The 17,247-nt window shown below is 67.5% G+C and carries 15 protein-coding genes; 12 read left to right on the top strand and 3 right to left on the bottom strand.

The window, feature by feature from the left end; all coding sequences use genetic code 11:
* Window positions 1-138 precede the first annotated feature (138 nt).
* On the bottom strand, window positions 139-1,047 hold the full coding sequence (locus AC0L6G_RS09700; protein WP_473252047.1) for an SDR family NAD(P)-dependent oxidoreductase: 909 nt from the start codon (window positions 1,045-1,047) through the stop codon (window positions 139-141).
* A 152-nt stretch (window positions 1,048-1,199) separates the two neighbouring features.
* Here AC0L6G_RS09700 and AC0L6G_RS09695 point away from each other — a divergent pair, with 152 nt between their 5' ends.
* From AC0L6G_RS09695 to aguB, 5 genes are all read left to right on the top strand, one after another.
* Complete coding sequence (locus tag AC0L6G_RS09695) at window positions 1,200-2,351, top strand: OmpA family protein (protein ID WP_473252046.1); 1,152 nt, start codon at window positions 1,200-1,202, stop codon at window positions 2,349-2,351.
* 299 nt (window positions 2,352-2,650) lie between these two features.
* Window positions 2,651-4,012: a capsular polysaccharide export protein, LipB/KpsS family gene (locus AC0L6G_RS09690; RefSeq protein WP_473252045.1), complete on the top strand. Its 1,362-nt coding sequence runs from the start codon at window positions 2,651-2,653 to the stop codon at window positions 4,010-4,012.
* Window positions 4,013-4,191: 179 nt separating this feature from the next.
* A complete protein-coding gene (locus AC0L6G_RS09685) occupies window positions 4,192-6,711 on the top strand; it encodes a TonB-dependent receptor (protein WP_473252044.1) in 2,520 nt (839 codons plus the stop codon).
* 152 nt (window positions 6,712-6,863) lie between these two features.
* Window positions 6,864-7,883, top strand: a complete 1,020-nt coding sequence (locus AC0L6G_RS09680; protein WP_473252043.1) for an agmatine deiminase family protein — start codon at window positions 6,864-6,866, stop codon at window positions 7,881-7,883.
* Window positions 7,880-8,743 (top strand): N-carbamoylputrescine amidase, encoded by an 864-nt coding sequence (aguB, locus tag AC0L6G_RS09675; RefSeq protein ID WP_473252042.1) that lies wholly within the window; start codon window positions 7,880-7,882, stop codon window positions 8,741-8,743. The genes AC0L6G_RS09680 and aguB overlap by 4 nt, the downstream gene beginning before the upstream one ends.
* 151 nt (window positions 8,744-8,894) lie before the next feature.
* Here aguB and AC0L6G_RS09670 read toward each other — a convergent pair whose 3' ends face one another.
* A complete protein-coding gene (locus AC0L6G_RS09670) occupies window positions 8,895-9,635 on the bottom strand; it encodes an alpha/beta fold hydrolase (RefSeq protein ID WP_473252041.1) in 741 nt (246 codons plus the stop codon).
* 102 nt (window positions 9,636-9,737) lie between these two features.
* Between AC0L6G_RS09670 and AC0L6G_RS09665 the strand changes: the two genes are divergently transcribed.
* The 5 genes from AC0L6G_RS09665 to rplT all read left to right on the top strand — a co-directional run bounded on the left by AC0L6G_RS09665 (window position 9,738) and on the right by rplT (window position 13,225).
* A complete protein-coding gene (locus AC0L6G_RS09665; protein WP_473252040.1) occupies window positions 9,738-10,709 on the top strand; it encodes a glycosyltransferase family 9 protein in 972 nt (323 codons plus the stop codon).
* Window positions 10,706-11,656, top strand: coding sequence for a glycosyltransferase family 9 protein (locus AC0L6G_RS09660; RefSeq protein WP_473252039.1), 951 nt, complete (start codon window positions 10,706-10,708; stop codon window positions 11,654-11,656). The genes AC0L6G_RS09665 and AC0L6G_RS09660 overlap by 4 nt, the downstream gene beginning before the upstream one ends.
* A 125-nt stretch (window positions 11,657-11,781) precedes the next feature.
* On the top strand, window positions 11,782-12,303 hold the full coding sequence (gene infC / locus AC0L6G_RS09655; RefSeq protein WP_201099872.1) for a translation initiation factor IF-3: 522 nt from the start codon (window positions 11,782-11,784) through the stop codon (window positions 12,301-12,303).
* Window positions 12,304-12,564: 261 nt separating this feature from the next.
* Window positions 12,565-12,762, top strand: coding sequence for a 50S ribosomal protein L35 (rpmI, locus tag AC0L6G_RS09650; RefSeq protein WP_291536551.1), 198 nt, complete (start codon window positions 12,565-12,567; stop codon window positions 12,760-12,762).
* 109 nt (window positions 12,763-12,871) lie between these two features.
* The gene (rplT, locus tag AC0L6G_RS09645) at window positions 12,872-13,225 is read left to right on the top strand and encodes a 50S ribosomal protein L20 (RefSeq protein WP_291536550.1); all 354 of its coding nucleotides are present in this window, start codon (window positions 12,872-12,874) and stop codon (window positions 13,223-13,225) included.
* Between the two features lie 141 nt (window positions 13,226-13,366).
* On the opposite strand, the gene AC0L6G_RS09640 is transcribed toward rplT, so the two are convergent.
* Window positions 13,367-14,965 carry an ATP-binding protein gene (locus tag AC0L6G_RS09640; protein ID WP_473252038.1) on the bottom strand — a complete coding sequence of 533 codons (1,599 nt, stop codon included), beginning with the start codon at window positions 14,963-14,965 and terminating at the stop codon, window positions 13,367-13,369.
* A gap of 173 nt (window positions 14,966-15,138) precedes the next feature.
* On the opposite strand from AC0L6G_RS09640, the gene AC0L6G_RS09635 reads away from it, so the two are divergent.
* Window positions 15,139-16,122, top strand: a complete 984-nt coding sequence (locus tag AC0L6G_RS09635) for a polysaccharide deacetylase family protein (protein WP_473252037.1) — start codon at window positions 15,139-15,141, stop codon at window positions 16,120-16,122.
* Between the two features lie 42 nt (window positions 16,123-16,164).
* Entirely contained in the window at window positions 16,165-17,241 is a 1,077-nt protein-coding gene (pheS, locus tag AC0L6G_RS09630; protein WP_473252036.1) for a phenylalanine--tRNA ligase subunit alpha, read from the top strand.
* Window positions 17,242-17,247: the final 6 nt, after the last annotated feature.

Raw genomic sequence — 17,247 nt, 5'->3', positions numbered from 1 at the left:
GTCGCGCGAATGCGCGATAGGCCCCTTAAGAATATAGCGGGCCTCAAGTAGCGCGAACGCGCGATAGGCCCCTTAAGAATATAGCGGCCTCAGTCGAGCGAACGCGCGATAGGCCCCTTAAGACCCTGCGATAGGCCCTCAAGAACCATGCGCCGTCTGCGCCTTGGTCAGTTCGATCATGCCCTGGGCGGCGCCCATGTCGGGGACGATTTCGCCGGTGCGGTCCGAAATGGCGTCGAAGCGGGCGGCGACCTGTTCGGGGGCGTCCTCGCCCGCGATGAACGCGCCTTGCGTCAGGGTGACATAGGCGCGTTCGAACCCGCCGGCGCCCGCGGCCAGGATGGCGCGGCTGGGGGCGTCCTGGCTGACCAGATACAAAAGGCCCGGCGTGACCAGGGCCGGGGCCAAGGCCTCCAGCGGAAGCGCCGCGCCCAGATCCTCGGTCATGCGGGTGTGGGCGGTGGGCGCCAGGCAGTTGACGCGGATGTCGTTCTTCTGGCCCTCGATGGCCAGGGTCTGCATCAGCCCGACCAGCGCCATCTTGGCCGCGCCATAGTTCGCCTGGCCGAAGTTGCCGTAGAGGCCCGAGGACGAGGTGGTCATGACGATGCGGCCGTAGTTCTGGCCCCGCATGATGTCCCAAACCGCCTTGGTGCAGTTGACCGCGCCCATCAGGTGGACATCGACGACGAAGCGGAAGTCGTCCAGCTGCATCTTGGCGAAGGACTTGTCGCGCAGGACGCCGGCGTTGTTCACCAGGATGTCGACGCGGCCCCATTTCTCCGCGGCCTGATCGACCATGGCCTGGACGGCGGCGAAATCGGTGACGGAGGCGGCGTTGGCGATGGCCTCTCCGCCGGCCGCCTCGATCTCTGCGACCACGGATTCGGCGGCGGTCGCCGATCCGCCCGAACCATCGCGGGCGCCGCCCAGGTCGTTGACCACCACCTTGGCGCCGCGCGCGGCCAGGGCCAGGGCGTGCTCGCGCCCCAGGCCGCCGCCCGCGCCGGTCACGATCGCCACCTGTCCGTCGAACCGTATCGTCATCGTCTTCTCCCTCGCAGGCGCCCAATGTGTTGAAACGGCGCCACAGTCGCCGCAATCCTAACCTGAATGCGGAACCGCTCGCCAGCCACGTCGTTCGGCTCGGGAATGCTGTGCTAGTGCGCAGCTTCGCGCATTCACACAGTGAGGAAGCCATGAAGCTCAAACTTCTCGCCTCCGTCGCCGCGGCCGGGCTGTTCGCAGCCGGCGCCGCATCGGCGGAACCCAATGGTTGGTACGGCGCCATCGACGCCGGCTATCACATGATCGACGACATCAACGCCGAGTCGTCGACCACGGGTGCCAACTGGAACTATGAAGTGAACGACGGTTGGGCCGCCTTTGCGCGCCTGGGCTATCGTTTCAACCCCAACTGGCGCGTGGAGCTCGAGGGCGGCTATCGCTCGGGCGACATCGGCACGGTCCGCGCCGTGTCGGGCACGCAAGGCCTGTGCAACCTGACGCCGGCGACGGGTCCTTGCCACTCGCCCGAAGGCGACATCGAATCCGCCACCCTGATGGCCAATGTCATTTATGACTTCGGCTACGAAGCCTGGGGCATCCGCCCGTTCGTGGGTCTGGGCGCCGGCGTGAACCGCGTCAACGTCGACACGATCGGCGCCCTGCGCGCCAACCGTGGGGCCACCTTCACGGCGGACGACACCTCGACCAAGTTCGCCGCTCAGGCGATCGCGGGTCTGGCCTGGGCCATCGGCGACCGCGCCAACATCGACCTGACCTACCGTTATCTGACGGGCGACGCCAAGTTCGCCTCGACGACGGCCGGGACGGGCGTGGGCGCCACGTCGTTCGGCGAATGGGACGGCGACTACGACCAGTCGCACACCGTGACCCTGGGCCTGCGCTACAGCTTCGGCGCCGAAGACGCGCCGCCGCCTCCGCCCCCGCCGCCTCCGCCTCCGCCGCCTCCCCCGCCGCCCCCGCCGCCGCCGGCCCCGGCCCCGGCCCCGGTCGCCCGCCAGTTCGTGGTCTACTTCGACTGGGATCGCTCGGACCTGACGGCGGAAGCCCGTTCGGTGGTGACGCAGGCCGCCAACTACGCCAAGTCGGGTCGTCCGACGCGCGTGCTGATCGTGGGCTACACCGACACCTCGGGTTCGGCCGCCTATAACGTCGGCCTGTCCAACCGTCGTTCGCGCACCGTCGCGGACGCCCTGGTGGCTCAAGGCGTCAACGGCAGCGTGATCGCCCTGGACGGCAAGGGCGAAACCAACCTGGCCAAGCCCACCGCCGACGGCGTGCGCGAACCGCTCAACCGCCGCGCGACCATCGACATCAACTTCTAAGACCCGACGGAAAGCCGGTCTGGACAAACCAGACCGGCAGACCGGGGACGATGACAATGTCGATCCAGAGACATGGAGCCGCCGTCGCCTCAACAGCGATGGCGGTTTTTGTGCGTTCGGGCGACGGCCCCCCGCCCCATTTCGGGAAACGTCGCCGGGGCCGATATTTTCTGTTGATCGCGCGCAAACGTAGCGACACAAGTCAGGTGATGACCGCCTGCCTTGAACGTCCTGATTGCATCGGCCGCGCCAGCGGGCCGGCCCTGAAGTCTGGACCGTCGGAGGCCAAGACGATTTAGATGTCGGACCTCAGATCGTCCTCCAGACTATTGTCGGCGCGGCGTCGCCGCCGTTACCGCCTGCGCGCGGAACCGCCTCAGCGCGGGCCGGCCTCTCGCGCGCGCGTCCCCCAGTCCGGCGTATCGGCGACGATTTCCACCTTCCCGTCGACCCCGCCGCTGCATGCGCGGGCGGGTCTGACCGGCCGTCGTTTTCTGATCGTCACGGCGCCCTTCGGCGCCTTCGGCATGGCCCTGGCGGGGGTGCTGGAAGGGCAGGGCGCCCAGGTGAACCGCATGATCTTCAACGCGGGCGACGCTTTGAACTGGCGGCGCGCGGGCGGGATCGCGTTCAAGGGCGCGGCCCAGACCTGGGCCGATTCGATCTCGGCGCTTGACGCCTACACCGACGTCATCGTGTTCGGCGAGGCGGGACCTTACAATCGCGCCGTCCTAGCGGCGGCGGACGGTCTTTCGTGCCGCATCTGGGTGCTGGAGAACGGCTATTTCCGCCCCGACTGGGTCACGGTGGAGCGCAACGGCGTCAATGGCTCCAGCGCCCTGCCGCGGTTCCGCGACGGCTATCCCGAACCGGCGCCGCTTCTGCCCGAGCCGCATCAGGTCGGCAAGATCCTGCCGCACCACGTCGCCAACATCAGCGCCTATCATACGGTGCAGATCCTGGGCGGCCCGCTGTTTCCGAACTACGCCGCGCCCTATGTCTTCTCGCCCCTGAAACAGTGCTGGGGCCATATTCGCCGCTACATCAGCCTGGCGTTCCGCCGGCCCGAGAACTGCGACGCCGACGTCATCAAGGCGCGGGGCGACTTCTTCATCGCCTGCCTGCAGCGCGAGGGCGACGCCCAATTGCTGCGCTATTCGCGTTACGCCGACAACTGCGCCTTCCTGGCGGCGGTCATCGGAAGCTTCGCGCGCAAGGCGCCCGTCGCGACCCGGCTGGTGGTCAAGAACCACCCGTTGGACCCGGGCGTCATCGACCTGCGAAAGATCACGCTTCGTCTGGCCCGGGAGCACGGGCTGGAGGGGCGCGTCGATTTCATCGACGGCGGCAATCTGGCGGCCCTGTGCCGCGCCTCGCAGGGCATGGTGGTGAACAACTCCAGCGCCGCCCTGTCGGCCCTGGGGTTCCACACGCCGGTCAAGGTGATGGGCGACGCCTTCTTCGATTTCGAAGGCCTGACCGATCAGAAGCCCCTCGACGACTTCTGGTCCGCCCCCGAGGCGCCGGACGCGGCCCTGTTCACCCGATTCCGCGCCCACGTCATCGCCCAGAGCCAGGTGAACGGCAACTTTCACGAGCCCCACGCCATCTTGCCCACCGCCCGCGGCGTCGCAGAGGTCTTCGAACGCGCCGGTCGCTAGGCGCTCAGGGGCCTGATCCGCGCAGTGTGTCGCGCGCGCCACCCTCGGGCGCTGTCATATTGTTGTTACATAACTGTCGCCCCACGGTCCGACATGGGTCCTAGAGGGGGCTGGATTGCGACGGGCGATGGCCGCCTGTCGTCCTGGCCCTATGCCGCCGACCATCTGGGGATAGATGAATGAACACTCGTAAAAGCCTGATATGGGCGACCACCGCCCTTGCCGGCTCACTGGCCTTCGCGGGCGCCGCCTCGGCGCAATCGTCTGGAACCACGGCTGCGGAACTGGGTGAAATTGTCGTCACCGGCGCGCGCGGCCCGCGCACGATCGACGGCGCCATCGTGGCGGAAAGCGTCGCCAAGAGCCGCTCGACTGTCACGCAGGAGTTCATCGGGACGCAAGCGTCGGGTCAAACGATCAACGAGATCCTGAACCTCGTGCCGGGGGTGAACTTCACCAACAACGATCCCTACGGTTCGTCAGGCGGCAACATTCGCCTGCATGGTTTTGACGGCAACCGCATCGCCCAGACCTTCGACGGCATGCCGCTGAACGATTCGGGCAACTACGCGCTCTACACCAACCAGCAAGTCGATTCGGAGCTGATCGACAGCGCCACCGTCAACACCGGCACGACTGACGTCGACAGCCCGACCGCCTCGGCCTCCGGCGGCACGATCAACATCTCGTCGCTGACGCCGTCCGAAGACTTCGGCGGCTGGGTCAAGGGATCGCTCGGCGATTTCAACTATCAGCGCGCCATGGCCTTCGTGAATACCGGCGCCTTCGGTCCTTGGGGCACGCGCGCCTGGTTCGCCTATTCCGACCAGTCCTATGACAAGTTCAAGGGCATCGGCAGCCTGAACAAGATTCAGTACAACGCCAAGATTTACCAGCCCATCCGCGACAACGGCGACTTCGTCTCGGTCGGCTTCCACTGGAACCGCAACCGCAACAACGCCTACAACGGCCCGAACCTGTACGCCGACGGAAACGGCGGCTTCACTTCGGACGCAGACACCAGCCCGTTCGGCTGGAACGTCGATCTGGCGCCGACCTATACTGCTCCGGCCCCTTGCGTCGTCAACGGCGCGGTGCCGAATCCACAGGCCCAATGCGACACCAACGGCAACACCTACTGGGGTCTGCGCATCAACCCGTCGGACACGGGCAATATTCGCGCCCAGTCGCGCTTCACCCTGGCTGACGGGCTGCGCCTGACGATCGATCCGTCGTTCCAGTACGTCCTGGCCAACGGCGGCTCGCAGCAGACCGTGCTGTCGGAAACCAACGCTCTGCTGCGTGGTTCGAAGACTTCGGGCGGCGTCGACCTGAACGGCGACGGCGACACCCTGGACAATGTCCGGGTCATGACGCCGTCGAACACCCACACCCAGCGCTATGGCCTGATCTCGTCGCTGCTGTGGGACTTCGCCGAAGGCCAATCGGTCCGTCTGGCCTACACCTACGACCGCGCCCGTCACCGTCAGACCGGCGCCTATGGCACGATCGACTTCTCGAACCCGACCGAGCCGCGCTTCAGCAACCCGTTCGGCGGCCGTAACGGCGAGACCATCACCAACCTGGACGGCTACGACTTGCGTTCGCGTGATCGCCTGTCATACGCCGAACTGAACCAGGTGGCGTTCGAATATCGCGGCCGCTTTTTTGAAGATCAACTGCGCCTGAACCTGGGGGTCCGCGCGCCGTTCTTCAAACGCGAGATGAACCAGTACTGCTACTCCGCACGTGGTTCGAGTTCGGTGCTTTGCACCACCCAGACTCCGGTCATCGCCGACACCTCGACCGCCAACTACACCTACTATCGTTTCGGCAGCGCGACTTCGGGCACCCAGTACATCGCCCCCTACAGCCGCGAAGCCAAGTTTGACGATGTCCTGCCGAACGTCGGCGCTTCCTGGCGGTTCGACGACGCGAACAGCATTTACACGTCGTATGCTGAAAGCCTGACGCTGCCGCGTACCGATAACCTGTATACGGTGCTCTACAACGCTGACGGCGAACTGTTCAGCCCGGAAATACTGCCCGAGAAGAGCAAGACCTGGGATCTGGGCTACCGCTACCAGTCCGGCACCCTGATCGCCTCGGCCAACGTTTGGTTCACCAAGTTTGAGAACCGCATCCTGTCGGCCTACGATCAAGATCTGGGCATCAGCACCGACCGCAACGTCGGCGATGTGGACATGAAGGGCTTTGACGCCCAGATCGGCTATTCGCCGATCGAGCCTCTGTCCTTCTATGCCTCGGCTTCGTACAATGAGAGCGAGATTCAAAGCGACTATGCCGCTTCGTTCGGCACCATCCCGGTCGGCGGCAAGACCTTGGTCGAAGTGCCGGATTGGACCTTCGCTCTGAGCGCTCGCTACAACGCCGGCCCGTTGGACGCGGGCATCCAGGCCAAATACGTCGGAGAGCGCTGGATCACCGACGTCAACGACCTGAACGTGCCGTCATATACGGTCGTCAACGCCGACGCCTCGTTCGACCTGGGCTACTTCGGCATGGAAGGCACCGAGCTGCGTGTGAACGTGATCAACCTGCTTGACGAAGAATATTTCGGCTCGCTGGGCACGGGCACCAATGCGCTGCCGGTCACGGGCATCAGCGGCACCTCGGGCATCTATGCCTCTCAAGGCGCGCCGCGCACGATCCAAGCCTCGGTTCGCTACAGCTTCTGAGGCTTAGCCGAAACTGACAACGAAGGGCGGTTCGTTCGCGGGCCGCCCTTTTTGTTTGTCTGGAAGCGGCGACGTTGAAGTCGGCGGGACTTGGGGCCATATGGCGCGGCTCCGTGTTTCGCCCCCTGTCGCCGCCTGTCTAGGACGCCCGCATGACCGCCCCCATCCCTGCCGCCGTCCCCGCCGAATGGGCTCCGCACCGCGCCATGTGGGTGGGGTGGCCCAGCCATGCGGAATACTGGTTCGAGGCGCTGGAACAGGCGCAGGACGAGGTCGAGGGGCTGGTTCGGGCGCTGGCCGGGCCGGGGCGGGAACGGGTCAGGCTGATGGTCGGCAAGCCCGAACTGGCGGCCGGGGTTCGCGCGCGCCTGGCGGGCGTGGACAATGTCGAGGTCGTGGCGGGAACCTTCGGCGATGTCTGGCTGCGCGACACCGGACCGATCTTCGGCGCAGGGTCCAGGACGGCGGCGGCGTTCCGGTTCAACGGCTGGGGCGGCAAATACGACATGCCGGGCGACGATCTGGTCGCGGCCCAGATCGGCGAACACGCCGGCGTGGCCCTGAGTTGGAACGACTTCGTCATGGAGGGCGGGTCCCTGGATCACGACGGGGAGGGCACGGTCCTGACCACGCGCCAGTGCCTGTTGAACCCCAACCGCAACCCGGCCTGGAACCAGGATGAGGCGGTCGCGGCCGCCGCGCTTGGAAAGGCGATCGGCGCCAGGGTCGTGCTGTGGCTGGGCGACGGCCTGCTGAACGACCACACCGACGGCCACGTCGACAACCTGGCCCGCTTCGTCGCGCCGGGCGTCGTCGCCTGCCCCATCGCCTGGGGCAAGGACGATCCCAACGCCGAGGTCTATGACGCCACGGCGCGCGATCTGTCGGCCATGACCGACGCGGCCGGGCGGAAAATCCGTGTGCTGAGGATTCCGTCGCCGGGTCTGGTGCTGGACGAGGACGAGCGCCCGATCCCCGCCAGCCACATGAACTTCCTGATCGCCAACGGCGCCGTGGTCGTGCCGACATACGGCGACGACGAGGCCGCGCGCTTCGCCTGCGCCGCGCTGGCCGACGCCTTCCCCGATCGCGAGATCATCCCCCTGCCGTCCAACGCCATCCTGACCGGCGGCGGATCGTTCCACTGCATTTCTCAGCAGGAGCCCGCATGACCCGCAAACTGACCGTCGCCGGCATCCAGACCTCGTACGGCGAGGACATTCAGGCCAACATCGCCAAGACCATCGACTTCGTGCGCGAGGCGGCGTCCAAGGGCGCGCAGGTGATCCTGCCGTCTGAGCTGTTCCAGGGGCCGTACTTCTGCGTGTCGCAGGAGGAGCATTGGTTCAGCCACGCCTATGAATGGCGCGAGCATCCGTGCGTGACGGCGCTGTCGCCCGTGGCGAAGGACCTGGGCGTGGCCATTCCGGTCTCGATCTTCGAGAAGGACGGGCCGCAATACTACAACTCCCTGGTCATGCTGGACGCGGACGGCGAGGCGCTGGGCGTCTATAGGAAGAGCCACATCCCCGACGGCCCCGGCTACCAGGAGAAATACTATTTCCGGCCGGGCGACACGGGCTTCAAGGTGTGGAAGACGCGCTTCGGCAGGATCGGGGTCGGCATCTGCTGGGACCAGTGGTTCCCGGAAGCCGCGCGCGCCATGATGCTGATGGGCGCGGATGTCCTGATGTATCCGACCGCCATCGGCACCGAGCCGCACGACGCGACCCTGCATACGGCCCAGCCCTGGCGGCGCGCCATGCAGGGCCATGCGGTGTCCAACGCCGTGCCGGTGGTGGGCGCCAACCGCATCGGCCACGAGACGGTGACGGAGGTCGGCCAGACCTTCTACGGCCATTCCTTCATCGCCGATCAGCAGGGCGAACTGGTGGAAAGCCTGGGCGCCGAGGAGGAGGGGGTGCTGGTGCACGGCTTCGACCTGGACGAACTGGACAAATACCGCGCCGCCTGGGGCTTCTTCCGCGACCGGCGCACGGACCTGTACGGGGTGCTGACGGGCAAGGGCTGACCCGATCCTCCCCCGCCTCAGCGGGGGAGGGGGATCGCCGTAGGCGGTGGAGGGGGCGAGCCCCGCACCCTATGTGGAACGGTCGAGGTCTGCCTCGTTTCCGCCCCCTCCACCACTTCGTGGTCCCCCTCCCCCGTGAACGGGGGAGGGCCTAGACGCGCATCGCCTCGACCGCCGCGACCAGTCGGTCCAGGTCGGCGGGGGGCGACAGACGGTGGTCGCCGCCTTCGATCAGGTCCAGGCGCACGTCGCCGCCGGTCAGGCGCTCGACCAGTTCGATCTGATGGCGCCAGGGCACGACGTCGTCGGCGCGGCCTTGCAGGATGTGGACGGGCGCGGCGATGTGGATGGACCCGGCCAGCAACAGCCAGTCCCGCGCCTCCTCGAACATGCGCCGGGTCAGAACGTATTCGCCCAGCCCCTCTTCGACGACCAGGGTTTCGCCTTCGCGCAGGATGGCCTGGCGTTCGTGGTCGGCCAGGCCGGGCCACATCAGCCGTTCGGTGAAGTCCTGGGCCGGATTGACCAGCACCAGTCCCTTGATCCGCGCCGGACGCGCCAGCGCCGCCAGCAGCGAAACCCAGCCGCCCATCGACGAGCCGACCGGGATGACCGGTCCCGACAGGCTGTCGATCAGGGCCACGGCGTCCTCGCGCCAGCGGCCGATTGTGGCCTGGCGCCAGTCGCCCGAAGACCGGCCGTGGGCGAAATGGTCGTAGCGGACGAAGTTCCAGCCGCGTTCGCGCGCGGCGGCGTCCAGGGCCAGGGCCTTGGTCCCCTCCATGTCCGAGCGGAAGCCGCCGACCCAGACGGCGGTCGGGCCGTCGCCTTCGACGCGACGATAGGCCAGGGTTTCGCCATCGGGGCGGGACAGGGAGCGGAGATCGGTCATGGCGGCGTTGTGCCCGGACTTTCGGCCTCCGTCATCCCCGGGCTTGACCCGAGGATCGAGGGTGCAGCACACGGGGTGTCGAAGTCGATAAAGGCCGATCGTTTGCCCGCACCCAAGGTCCTGTTCATCGCGCCCAATCGCATCGGCGACAGCGTCATCGCCTCCGGCGCGATCCGCGAGATCCTGCGCCAGACGCCGGGCGCCCGGATCACGGTGGCCTCGGGCGGACCGCCGGCGCCCTTCTATCGCTCGGCGCCCGGGGTCGAGCGGGTCCTGGTGGTCGAAAAGCTGAAGTCCAAGATGCACTGGCCCAAACTCTGGGCCCAGGTGGTCGGGACCCGTTGGGATCTGATCATCGACGGTCGAGGCTCGATCCTGGCGTGGCTGACGCCCGCGCGGCGGCGGCGGGTCTATTCTCGCGCCATGGAACACGGCGCGCCGAAGGTGGAGATGATCGCGCGGCTTCTGGGCGCCCCCCGGGCGCTGGAGCCGGAACTGTTCATCGACGACCGCGCCCGGGCCGAAGCGGCGGCCGTCGTCGATCCGCAAACGTCTGCGGCGCCCGGCCCGATCCTGGCGCTGGCGCCCATCGCGGTGCAGCCGGGAAAGAGCTGGCCGGCCGAACGATGGGGCGAACTGACCCGTCGGCTGAGAGGCGAGCCCCGCTTCGCAGGCTGGCGCATCATGCTGGTGGGCGGACCGGGTCCGGGCGACCGGGCGGCGGCGACGCCCGCCCTGACGGCGGCCGGACCGGCCGGCATCGACTTCGTCGGCAAGGGCGACATTCTGGCCTCGGCGGCGGCGATCCAGCGGGCGGCCCTGTTCGTGGGCAACGACTCGGGCCTGATGCATGTGGCGGCGGCCGCCGGCGTGCCGACCCTGGGTCTTTTCGGTCCGACGGAATGGTGGCTGTACGGACCGCGCGGGCCGAAGACGCGCACCGTCGCCGCCAATCCGCGTCGGGGCGAGTTCGCGCCCATCGAGGCGCTGACCGTCGATCAGGTGTTCGCCGCCGTGCTCGATCTTCACGACGCCTTCGTCGCGCGGGGGCAGGGAACGGAGGCCGAGGCATGAGCGATGCGCCGCGCGCCCTTTTCGTCAACTCCGACCGAATCGGCGACTGCGTCATGTTCTCCGGCGTGATCCGCGAGATCGATCGCCAGCTGCCGGGCGCGCGCATCACCGTGGCCTGCGGACCGTCGGCGGCCGCCCTGTTTCGCGCGGCGCCGGGGGTGGAGCGGGTCGTTCCCCTGCCCAAGAAGAAGGCCGGCGGACACTGGCTGGATCTGCTGAAGGCGGTCGGGACGACCCGCTGGGACATGGTCGTCGACATCCGCGGCTCGGGCCTGGCCTATCTGCTGCGGGCGCGCGAGCGGCGCATCTACAACCGGCGCTGGGAAAAGGGGCGGCCCAAGGTCGAGATGGTTTCGGAGATGATGAGGGCGGCCGGAACGCTGGCTCCCGAAATATTCCCGGACGCGGCGGCGCGGCGCGCGGCCTGCGCGATCCTGGGCGAGGATCTCTCGCCCGTGCTGGCCTTCGCCCCGATTTCGACGGACCCGGCGCGCAGCTGGCCGGCCGAGCGCTGGGGGCGGCTGATCGAGCGGCTGGCGCGGGAGCCGGCGTTCGACGGGTGGCGGTTCATGGCGGTGGGCGGCCCCGGCGACCAGCCTGCGGCGGCGCCGGCCCTGGCGGCGGCCGGGCCGAGGGGGATCGATGCGGTCGGAAAAGGGGACATTCTGGCCTCGGCGGCGGCGATCCAGCGCGCGGCCCTGTTCGTCGGCAACGATTCGGGTCTGATGCATGTGGCGGCGGCGGCGGGAACTCCGACGCTGGGCCTCTTCGGCCCCAGCGAGTGGTGGCACAAGGCGCCCTGGGGGCCGAAGAGCCGCTTCGTGGCCTCGAGCCAGACGCGCGGCGAGTTCCAACCCATCGAAGCGCTGACGGTGGACCGGGTGCTCGCCGCGGTTCTGTCGTTGCACGCCGAGTTCATCGGCGGGGGATCGACGACCAAGCCTTGAAAAAACAGCCTCTCGGCGTCATATTGCCGGCCTTGAGGGGAACGTGGCGCTCGCCGCGCCATTTCGCTCATCACGACATACGCCTTCTTTGACCACATAAGGAAACGACGCCCATTCGCCGTCCCATGCAAGCGCCGCCCGTGAAAGACGGGCCGCGTATGAACCAGGATATCCGCGCCCCTCGCGTTCTGCTCATCGACCAGAACGGCGAAAAACAGGGCGTCATGCCCACCTCCGCCGCTCTGGAAGCCGCCGAGGAAGCCGGGATGGACCTGGTCGAGATCGTCTCCACCTCCGAGCCGCCGGTGGCCAAGATCCTCGATTACGGCAAGCACCGTTTCCAGGAGCAGAAGAAGAAGGCCGAGCAGCGCAAGCGCCAGAAGGTCGTCGAGCTGAAGGAAATCAAGCTGCGGCCCAATATCGACACCCACGATTATGAGGTGAAGGCCAAGGCGATGCACCGCTTCTTCGACGAGGGCGACAAGGTGAAGGTCACCCTGCGCTTCCGTGGTCGCGAGATGGCGCACCCCGAACTGGGCATGAAGCTGCTGCACAAGGTCCAGGCCGATTTCGACGAAATCGCCAAGGTCGAGTTCGCGCCCAAGATGGAAGGCCGCCAGATGATCATGATCCTGGCCCCGCGCTGATCGCGATTCCTCGCCGAACATGGAACGCCCGGCCGCAAGCCGGGGCGTTTCGTTTGTCGGGCGGTCGAAGGCGGCGGGCCAGACTCCGGGCCAGACTCGTCTTGCGTCGCGGGGCGTCTTGGCGTAGAAGCCGCGCCTTCGCGTACCGAACCGCCGGGCGAACAGGCATGCCTGGGCGGTTCTTAAACTCAGGAGGGACAACCGCACCCAATGGGCTCAAGTAGTCCGAAGGACGGTAGCCCCTCCAAAAAGGAGACTGAAATGCCGAAACTGAAGACGAAGTCGGGCGCCAAGAAGCGCTTCAAATTCACGGCCACTGGCAAGGTGAAGGCCGGCGTTGCGGGCAAGCGTCACCGCTTGATCAGCCACAACTCGAAATACATCCGCCAGAACCGCGGCACCGCCGTCATGGCCGACGCCGACGCCAAGAAGATCAAGTCCTACATGCCCTACGCCTGATCGGCGCCGGGTTCACAGACGATCTTCCGCACTGAATTTGAACAACAGTCCCTCAAGCAGCAAGCCGCCGCGCGGCGCGCGATAGGGACTTCCCGAAGGGAAAAACATCATGGCTCGCGTTAAACGTGGCGTAACCTCGCACGCCAAGCACAAGAAGGTTCTGGAGCAGGCCAAGGGCTTCTCCGGCCGCCGCAAGAACACCATCCGCACGGCCAAGGCCGCCGTCGACCGCGCCGGGCAATACGCCTATCGCGACCGCCGCGCCAAGAAGCGCAACTTCCGCGCCCTGTGGATCCAGCGCATCAACGCCGCGGCCCGCGTCGAAGGCTTCACCTACAGCCAGTTCATCAACGGCCTGAACAAGGCCGGCATCGAACTGGACCGCAAGGTCCTGGCCGCCATCGCCGCCGATGCGACCGGCTTCAAGGCCGTCGCCGACAAGGTCCGCGCCGCCCTGGCCTGAGGCTCGCGCTCAAGCCGCGCGCGACCGCGTCGCGAGCCTGGCGTAACAAGAACGACGCCCGCTCCGGTTCGCCGGGGCGGGCGTTTTCGTTTCTGGATGTCGGGTCCGTCCCGCCGGCGCCCCCGGAATGACGACCTGAATTCAGGCGGCCTGGCGCTCTGGGGCGGTTTCCGCGGCGGCGGCCAGCACCATGCGGATGGCGTTCAAGAGGGCGTCGGGCTGGATCGGCTTTTGCGCCACCCCGTTCATGCCGGCGGCGATATAGTCCAGCTCGTCGCGTTCGTCGGCGTTGGCGGTCAGGGCCAGGATGGGCACGGCGCCGGCCGGGGCGGGCAGGGCGCGGATGGCCCGCGTCGCGGCGGCCCCGTCCATCACCGGCATCTTGATGTCCATCAGGACCAGGTCGAAGGGCCGGGCGGCGACGGCGTCCAAAGCCTCGCGCCCATTCTCGGCCATTTCGCAGGTGCAGCCGAACATCTCCAGCAGCTTGCCGGCGACGAAGCGGTTGGCGGCGTTGTCGTCGACGACCAGGACGTGAAGCGTATCGTGCGGCGTCGGCGCGGCCATGTCCGGGACCGGCTTTCCGATCCCGTCCGAAAGGCGCAGCGGCAGGCGCACCTGGAAGCGGGCGCCGCCCTGGGGCGAGGTGGTCAGGGCGATGTCGCCGCCCATCCGCTCGGCGATCTGGCGGCAGATGGCCAGGCCCAGCCCCGCGCCGGCGCCCTCCCGGCCCGCCTTGCCGGTGTTGAAGGGCTCGAAGATGGTCGCCGCCGCCGCCGCAGGCACGCCGGGGCCGCTGTCGTCCACGGTCAGGACCACCTGGCCGTCCGCGCGGCTTTCGATCAGGGCGGCCACCTCGCCGGCCGCGGTGAACTTCAGGGCGTTGCCGATCAGATTGTTCAGGAGCTGTTTCAGCCGCATCCCGTCGGCCTGGACGCAAGGGACGGTCAGGTCGGTGCGCACGGTCAGGGACAGGGCCTTTTCCTCGGCCCGCGCGCGCCACAGGGCGTCGATGTCGAAGGCGACGGCCGACAGGTCCAGCGGCTCCTCCTCCAGGGTCAGCATCCCCGCCGAGGCGCGCGACATGTCCAGGGCGTCGGTCAACAGCCGCAGCAGGCTCTGGCCCGAATCGATCACCGTGCGGACGTAGGGGCGCAGTTCCTCCTGCTCCAGCTTCTTGTCCATCAGGGCGGCGACGCCCAGCACCCCGTTCAGCGGCGTGCGGATCTCGTGGCTCATCACCGCCAGGAATTCGGACTTGGCGCGGCTGGAGGCGACGGCCTCGGCCTCGGCCAGGGCCAGGTCGCGGGCCAGGGCGCCCATCTCCTCGGCGCGCTGGCGGTGCAGGGCCGCGCCGGCCTGGACGACCTGCAAGGCCGTGCCGACCCCGACGTAGCGGCCGTTCGAGACTACGATGAAGCCGGTCAGCAGCGCGCCCAGCTCCGCCGCCCCATAGGCCTGAAAGAAGGCCTCCGCGCTGGTCGACGCATCCGCGACGGGGGCGTTGCGGTCCATCAGGCTGTCGGCCGGTTTCCTGGCGTAGAGGGCGCGTCCGAACTCGGCCGCCATCCTCAGAGTGAAGGCGTTGCGTTCGATGATGCCGACCGGGCGGCCGTCCTCGTCCACGACGGCCAGGGCCAGGGTGTTCGGCTCGCTCTGGAACCGTTCGAACACCTCCGCGCCCGGCGTGGACGGCGCCACGGGCGCGATCAAGTCGACGAAATCACCGATCAGCGGCATCAAGGTCCCCACCTGTTCCGCCACCGCCTTAGCCACCGATGTTTAACGCCGGCTTTGCCGTTCATGAAGCTTTCGCGGCGGGTTTTCGACAGTCGATCCGTGGACGGACGGAAACGAAGCCATGGGCGACGATCTGCGTTTCCTTGCCCGGTTTTCGGCGCTAGCCTCGCCCCATGATGCGCGCCCTGATCTGCGGCCTGACGGCGGCCTTCGTTCTTGCACAGACCGCGATGGCGCAGGATCGGCGCGTCGCCGTCACTTTCGACGACTTGCCGTTCCAGGCGGACGCGGCGACGCTGTGCGATCCGGCGCGAATAATGACGGTGACGCACGATTTCGTCGCCATGCTGAAGCCGCTGAACACCCATGCGACGGCCTTCGTCAACGCCGGGCGGGTGTGCGAGGCGCAGCGCGACGCGGTGTTGCCGCGCGTGCTGAACGTCTGGCTGGATGCGGGGCTGGACCTGGGCAACCACACCTTCAGCCACATCGACATCCACCGCACGACCCCAGAGGCCTATCTGGCCGACGTCGATGCCGGGGCGCCGCCGGTGCGGGCGGCGCTTGAGGCGCGCGGGATGCATCTGCGCTGGTTCCGCCACCCCTATCTGTTCACCGGCGAGACCCAGGCCAAGCATGACGCCCTCGCCGCAGGCCTGGCCCAGCGCGGCTATGTGATCGCGCCCGTGACCCTGGACAACAACGACTGGATGTTCGCCGACGTCTATCGCAAGGCCGAACGGATCGGCGACGCGGCGTTGAAGCAGAGGATCGGCGCTGCCTATGTGGCCTATATGACGACAGTGCTGGATGTCATGGAACCCTATAGCGCCGAACTGACCGGCGGGCGCGAACCGGCGCAGGTTCTGCTGCTGCACGCCAACAGTTTGAACCAGGCCTACTATCCGCAGATTCACGCCCTGTATCTGGCGCGCGGCTATCGCTTCGTGCCGTTGGAGGCGGCGCTGGCCGATCCGATCTACACCCATGCGGATACGTTCGTGGCGGCCAACGGCGTGTCATGGCTGCATCGTTGGACCCAGACCGACGGTCGGCCGATCCGCTGGGGGCCGCTACCGCCCGCCTGGATTGTCGCGGCCAATGCGGCGCCAGCATCGGAACTGACGGCCATTGCGGCGAACCAAACCGCGCCTTGAAGGGTGACGAAACGGCTCGGGGCCGTTAAGGCGTCAGCCACAATGACCGATCTCGCCACACTCGAACTCGATCTGATCAACGCCATCGGCGGCGCGGAGAGCGTCGCGGCCCTGGAGGCAATGCGCGTCGCCGCCCTGGGCAAGTCCGGCTCGATCTCGGGCCTGCTGAAGGGCCTGGGCGCGATGAGCCCCGACCAGCGGCGCGAACAGGGGCCGATCATCAACGGTCTGCGCGACCGGGTGTCCGCCGCCATCGCCGCGAAAAAGACCGAACTGGAGGCCGCCGAATTGGATGCGCGGCTGCTGGCCGAGCGCATCGACCTGACCCTGCCGGCCCGGCCGCGCCGCAAAGGCGGGGTCCACCCCACCATGCAGACGATGGACGAGATGATCGCCATCTTCGCCGAGATGGGTTTCGCGGTGGCGGAAGGTCCCGACATCGAGGACGACTTCCACAACTTCACCGCCCTGAACTTTCCGCCCAAACATCCGGCGCGGGAGATGCACGACACCTTCTTCCTGAAGCCCGACCCCGAGACGGGCGAGCGCAAGGTGCTGCGCACCCACACCAGCCCGGTGCAGGTCCGCACCATGATGTCGCAGAAGCCGCCGATCCGCATCGTCGCGCCGGGCCGCACCTTCCGCAAGGATTCGGACGCCACCCACACGCCGATGTTCCACCAGATCGAAGGCCTGGTGATCGACCGCGACATCAACATGGGCCATCTGAAGACGACGCTTGAGACCTTCATCGCCCGCTTCTTCGAGCTGGACGAGGTTCAGGCGCGGTTCCGCCCGCACCACTTCCCCTTCACCGAACCGTCGGCCGAGATGGACATCCGCTGCGACAGGTCCGGCGGGAAACTGGTGTTCAACACCGGCGACGACTGGCTGGAGATCCTGGGCTGCGGCATGGTGCATCCCAATGTGCTGACCAACTGCGGCCTGGACCCGGACGAATGGCAGGGCTTCGCCTTCGGCATGGGGGTCGATCGTCTGGCCATGCTGAAATACGGCGTGCCGGACCTGCGCCCGATGTTCGAGGCCGACACCCGCTGGCTGGCCCACTACGGCTTCTCCGCCTTCGCCGCGCCCAATCCGGCCTCGGGCCTGAGCTGAACGAGT

This window comes from Brevundimonas sp. D3-1P (assembly GCF_055809335.1).
This window is presented reverse-complemented; position numbering and strand designations above follow the sequence as displayed.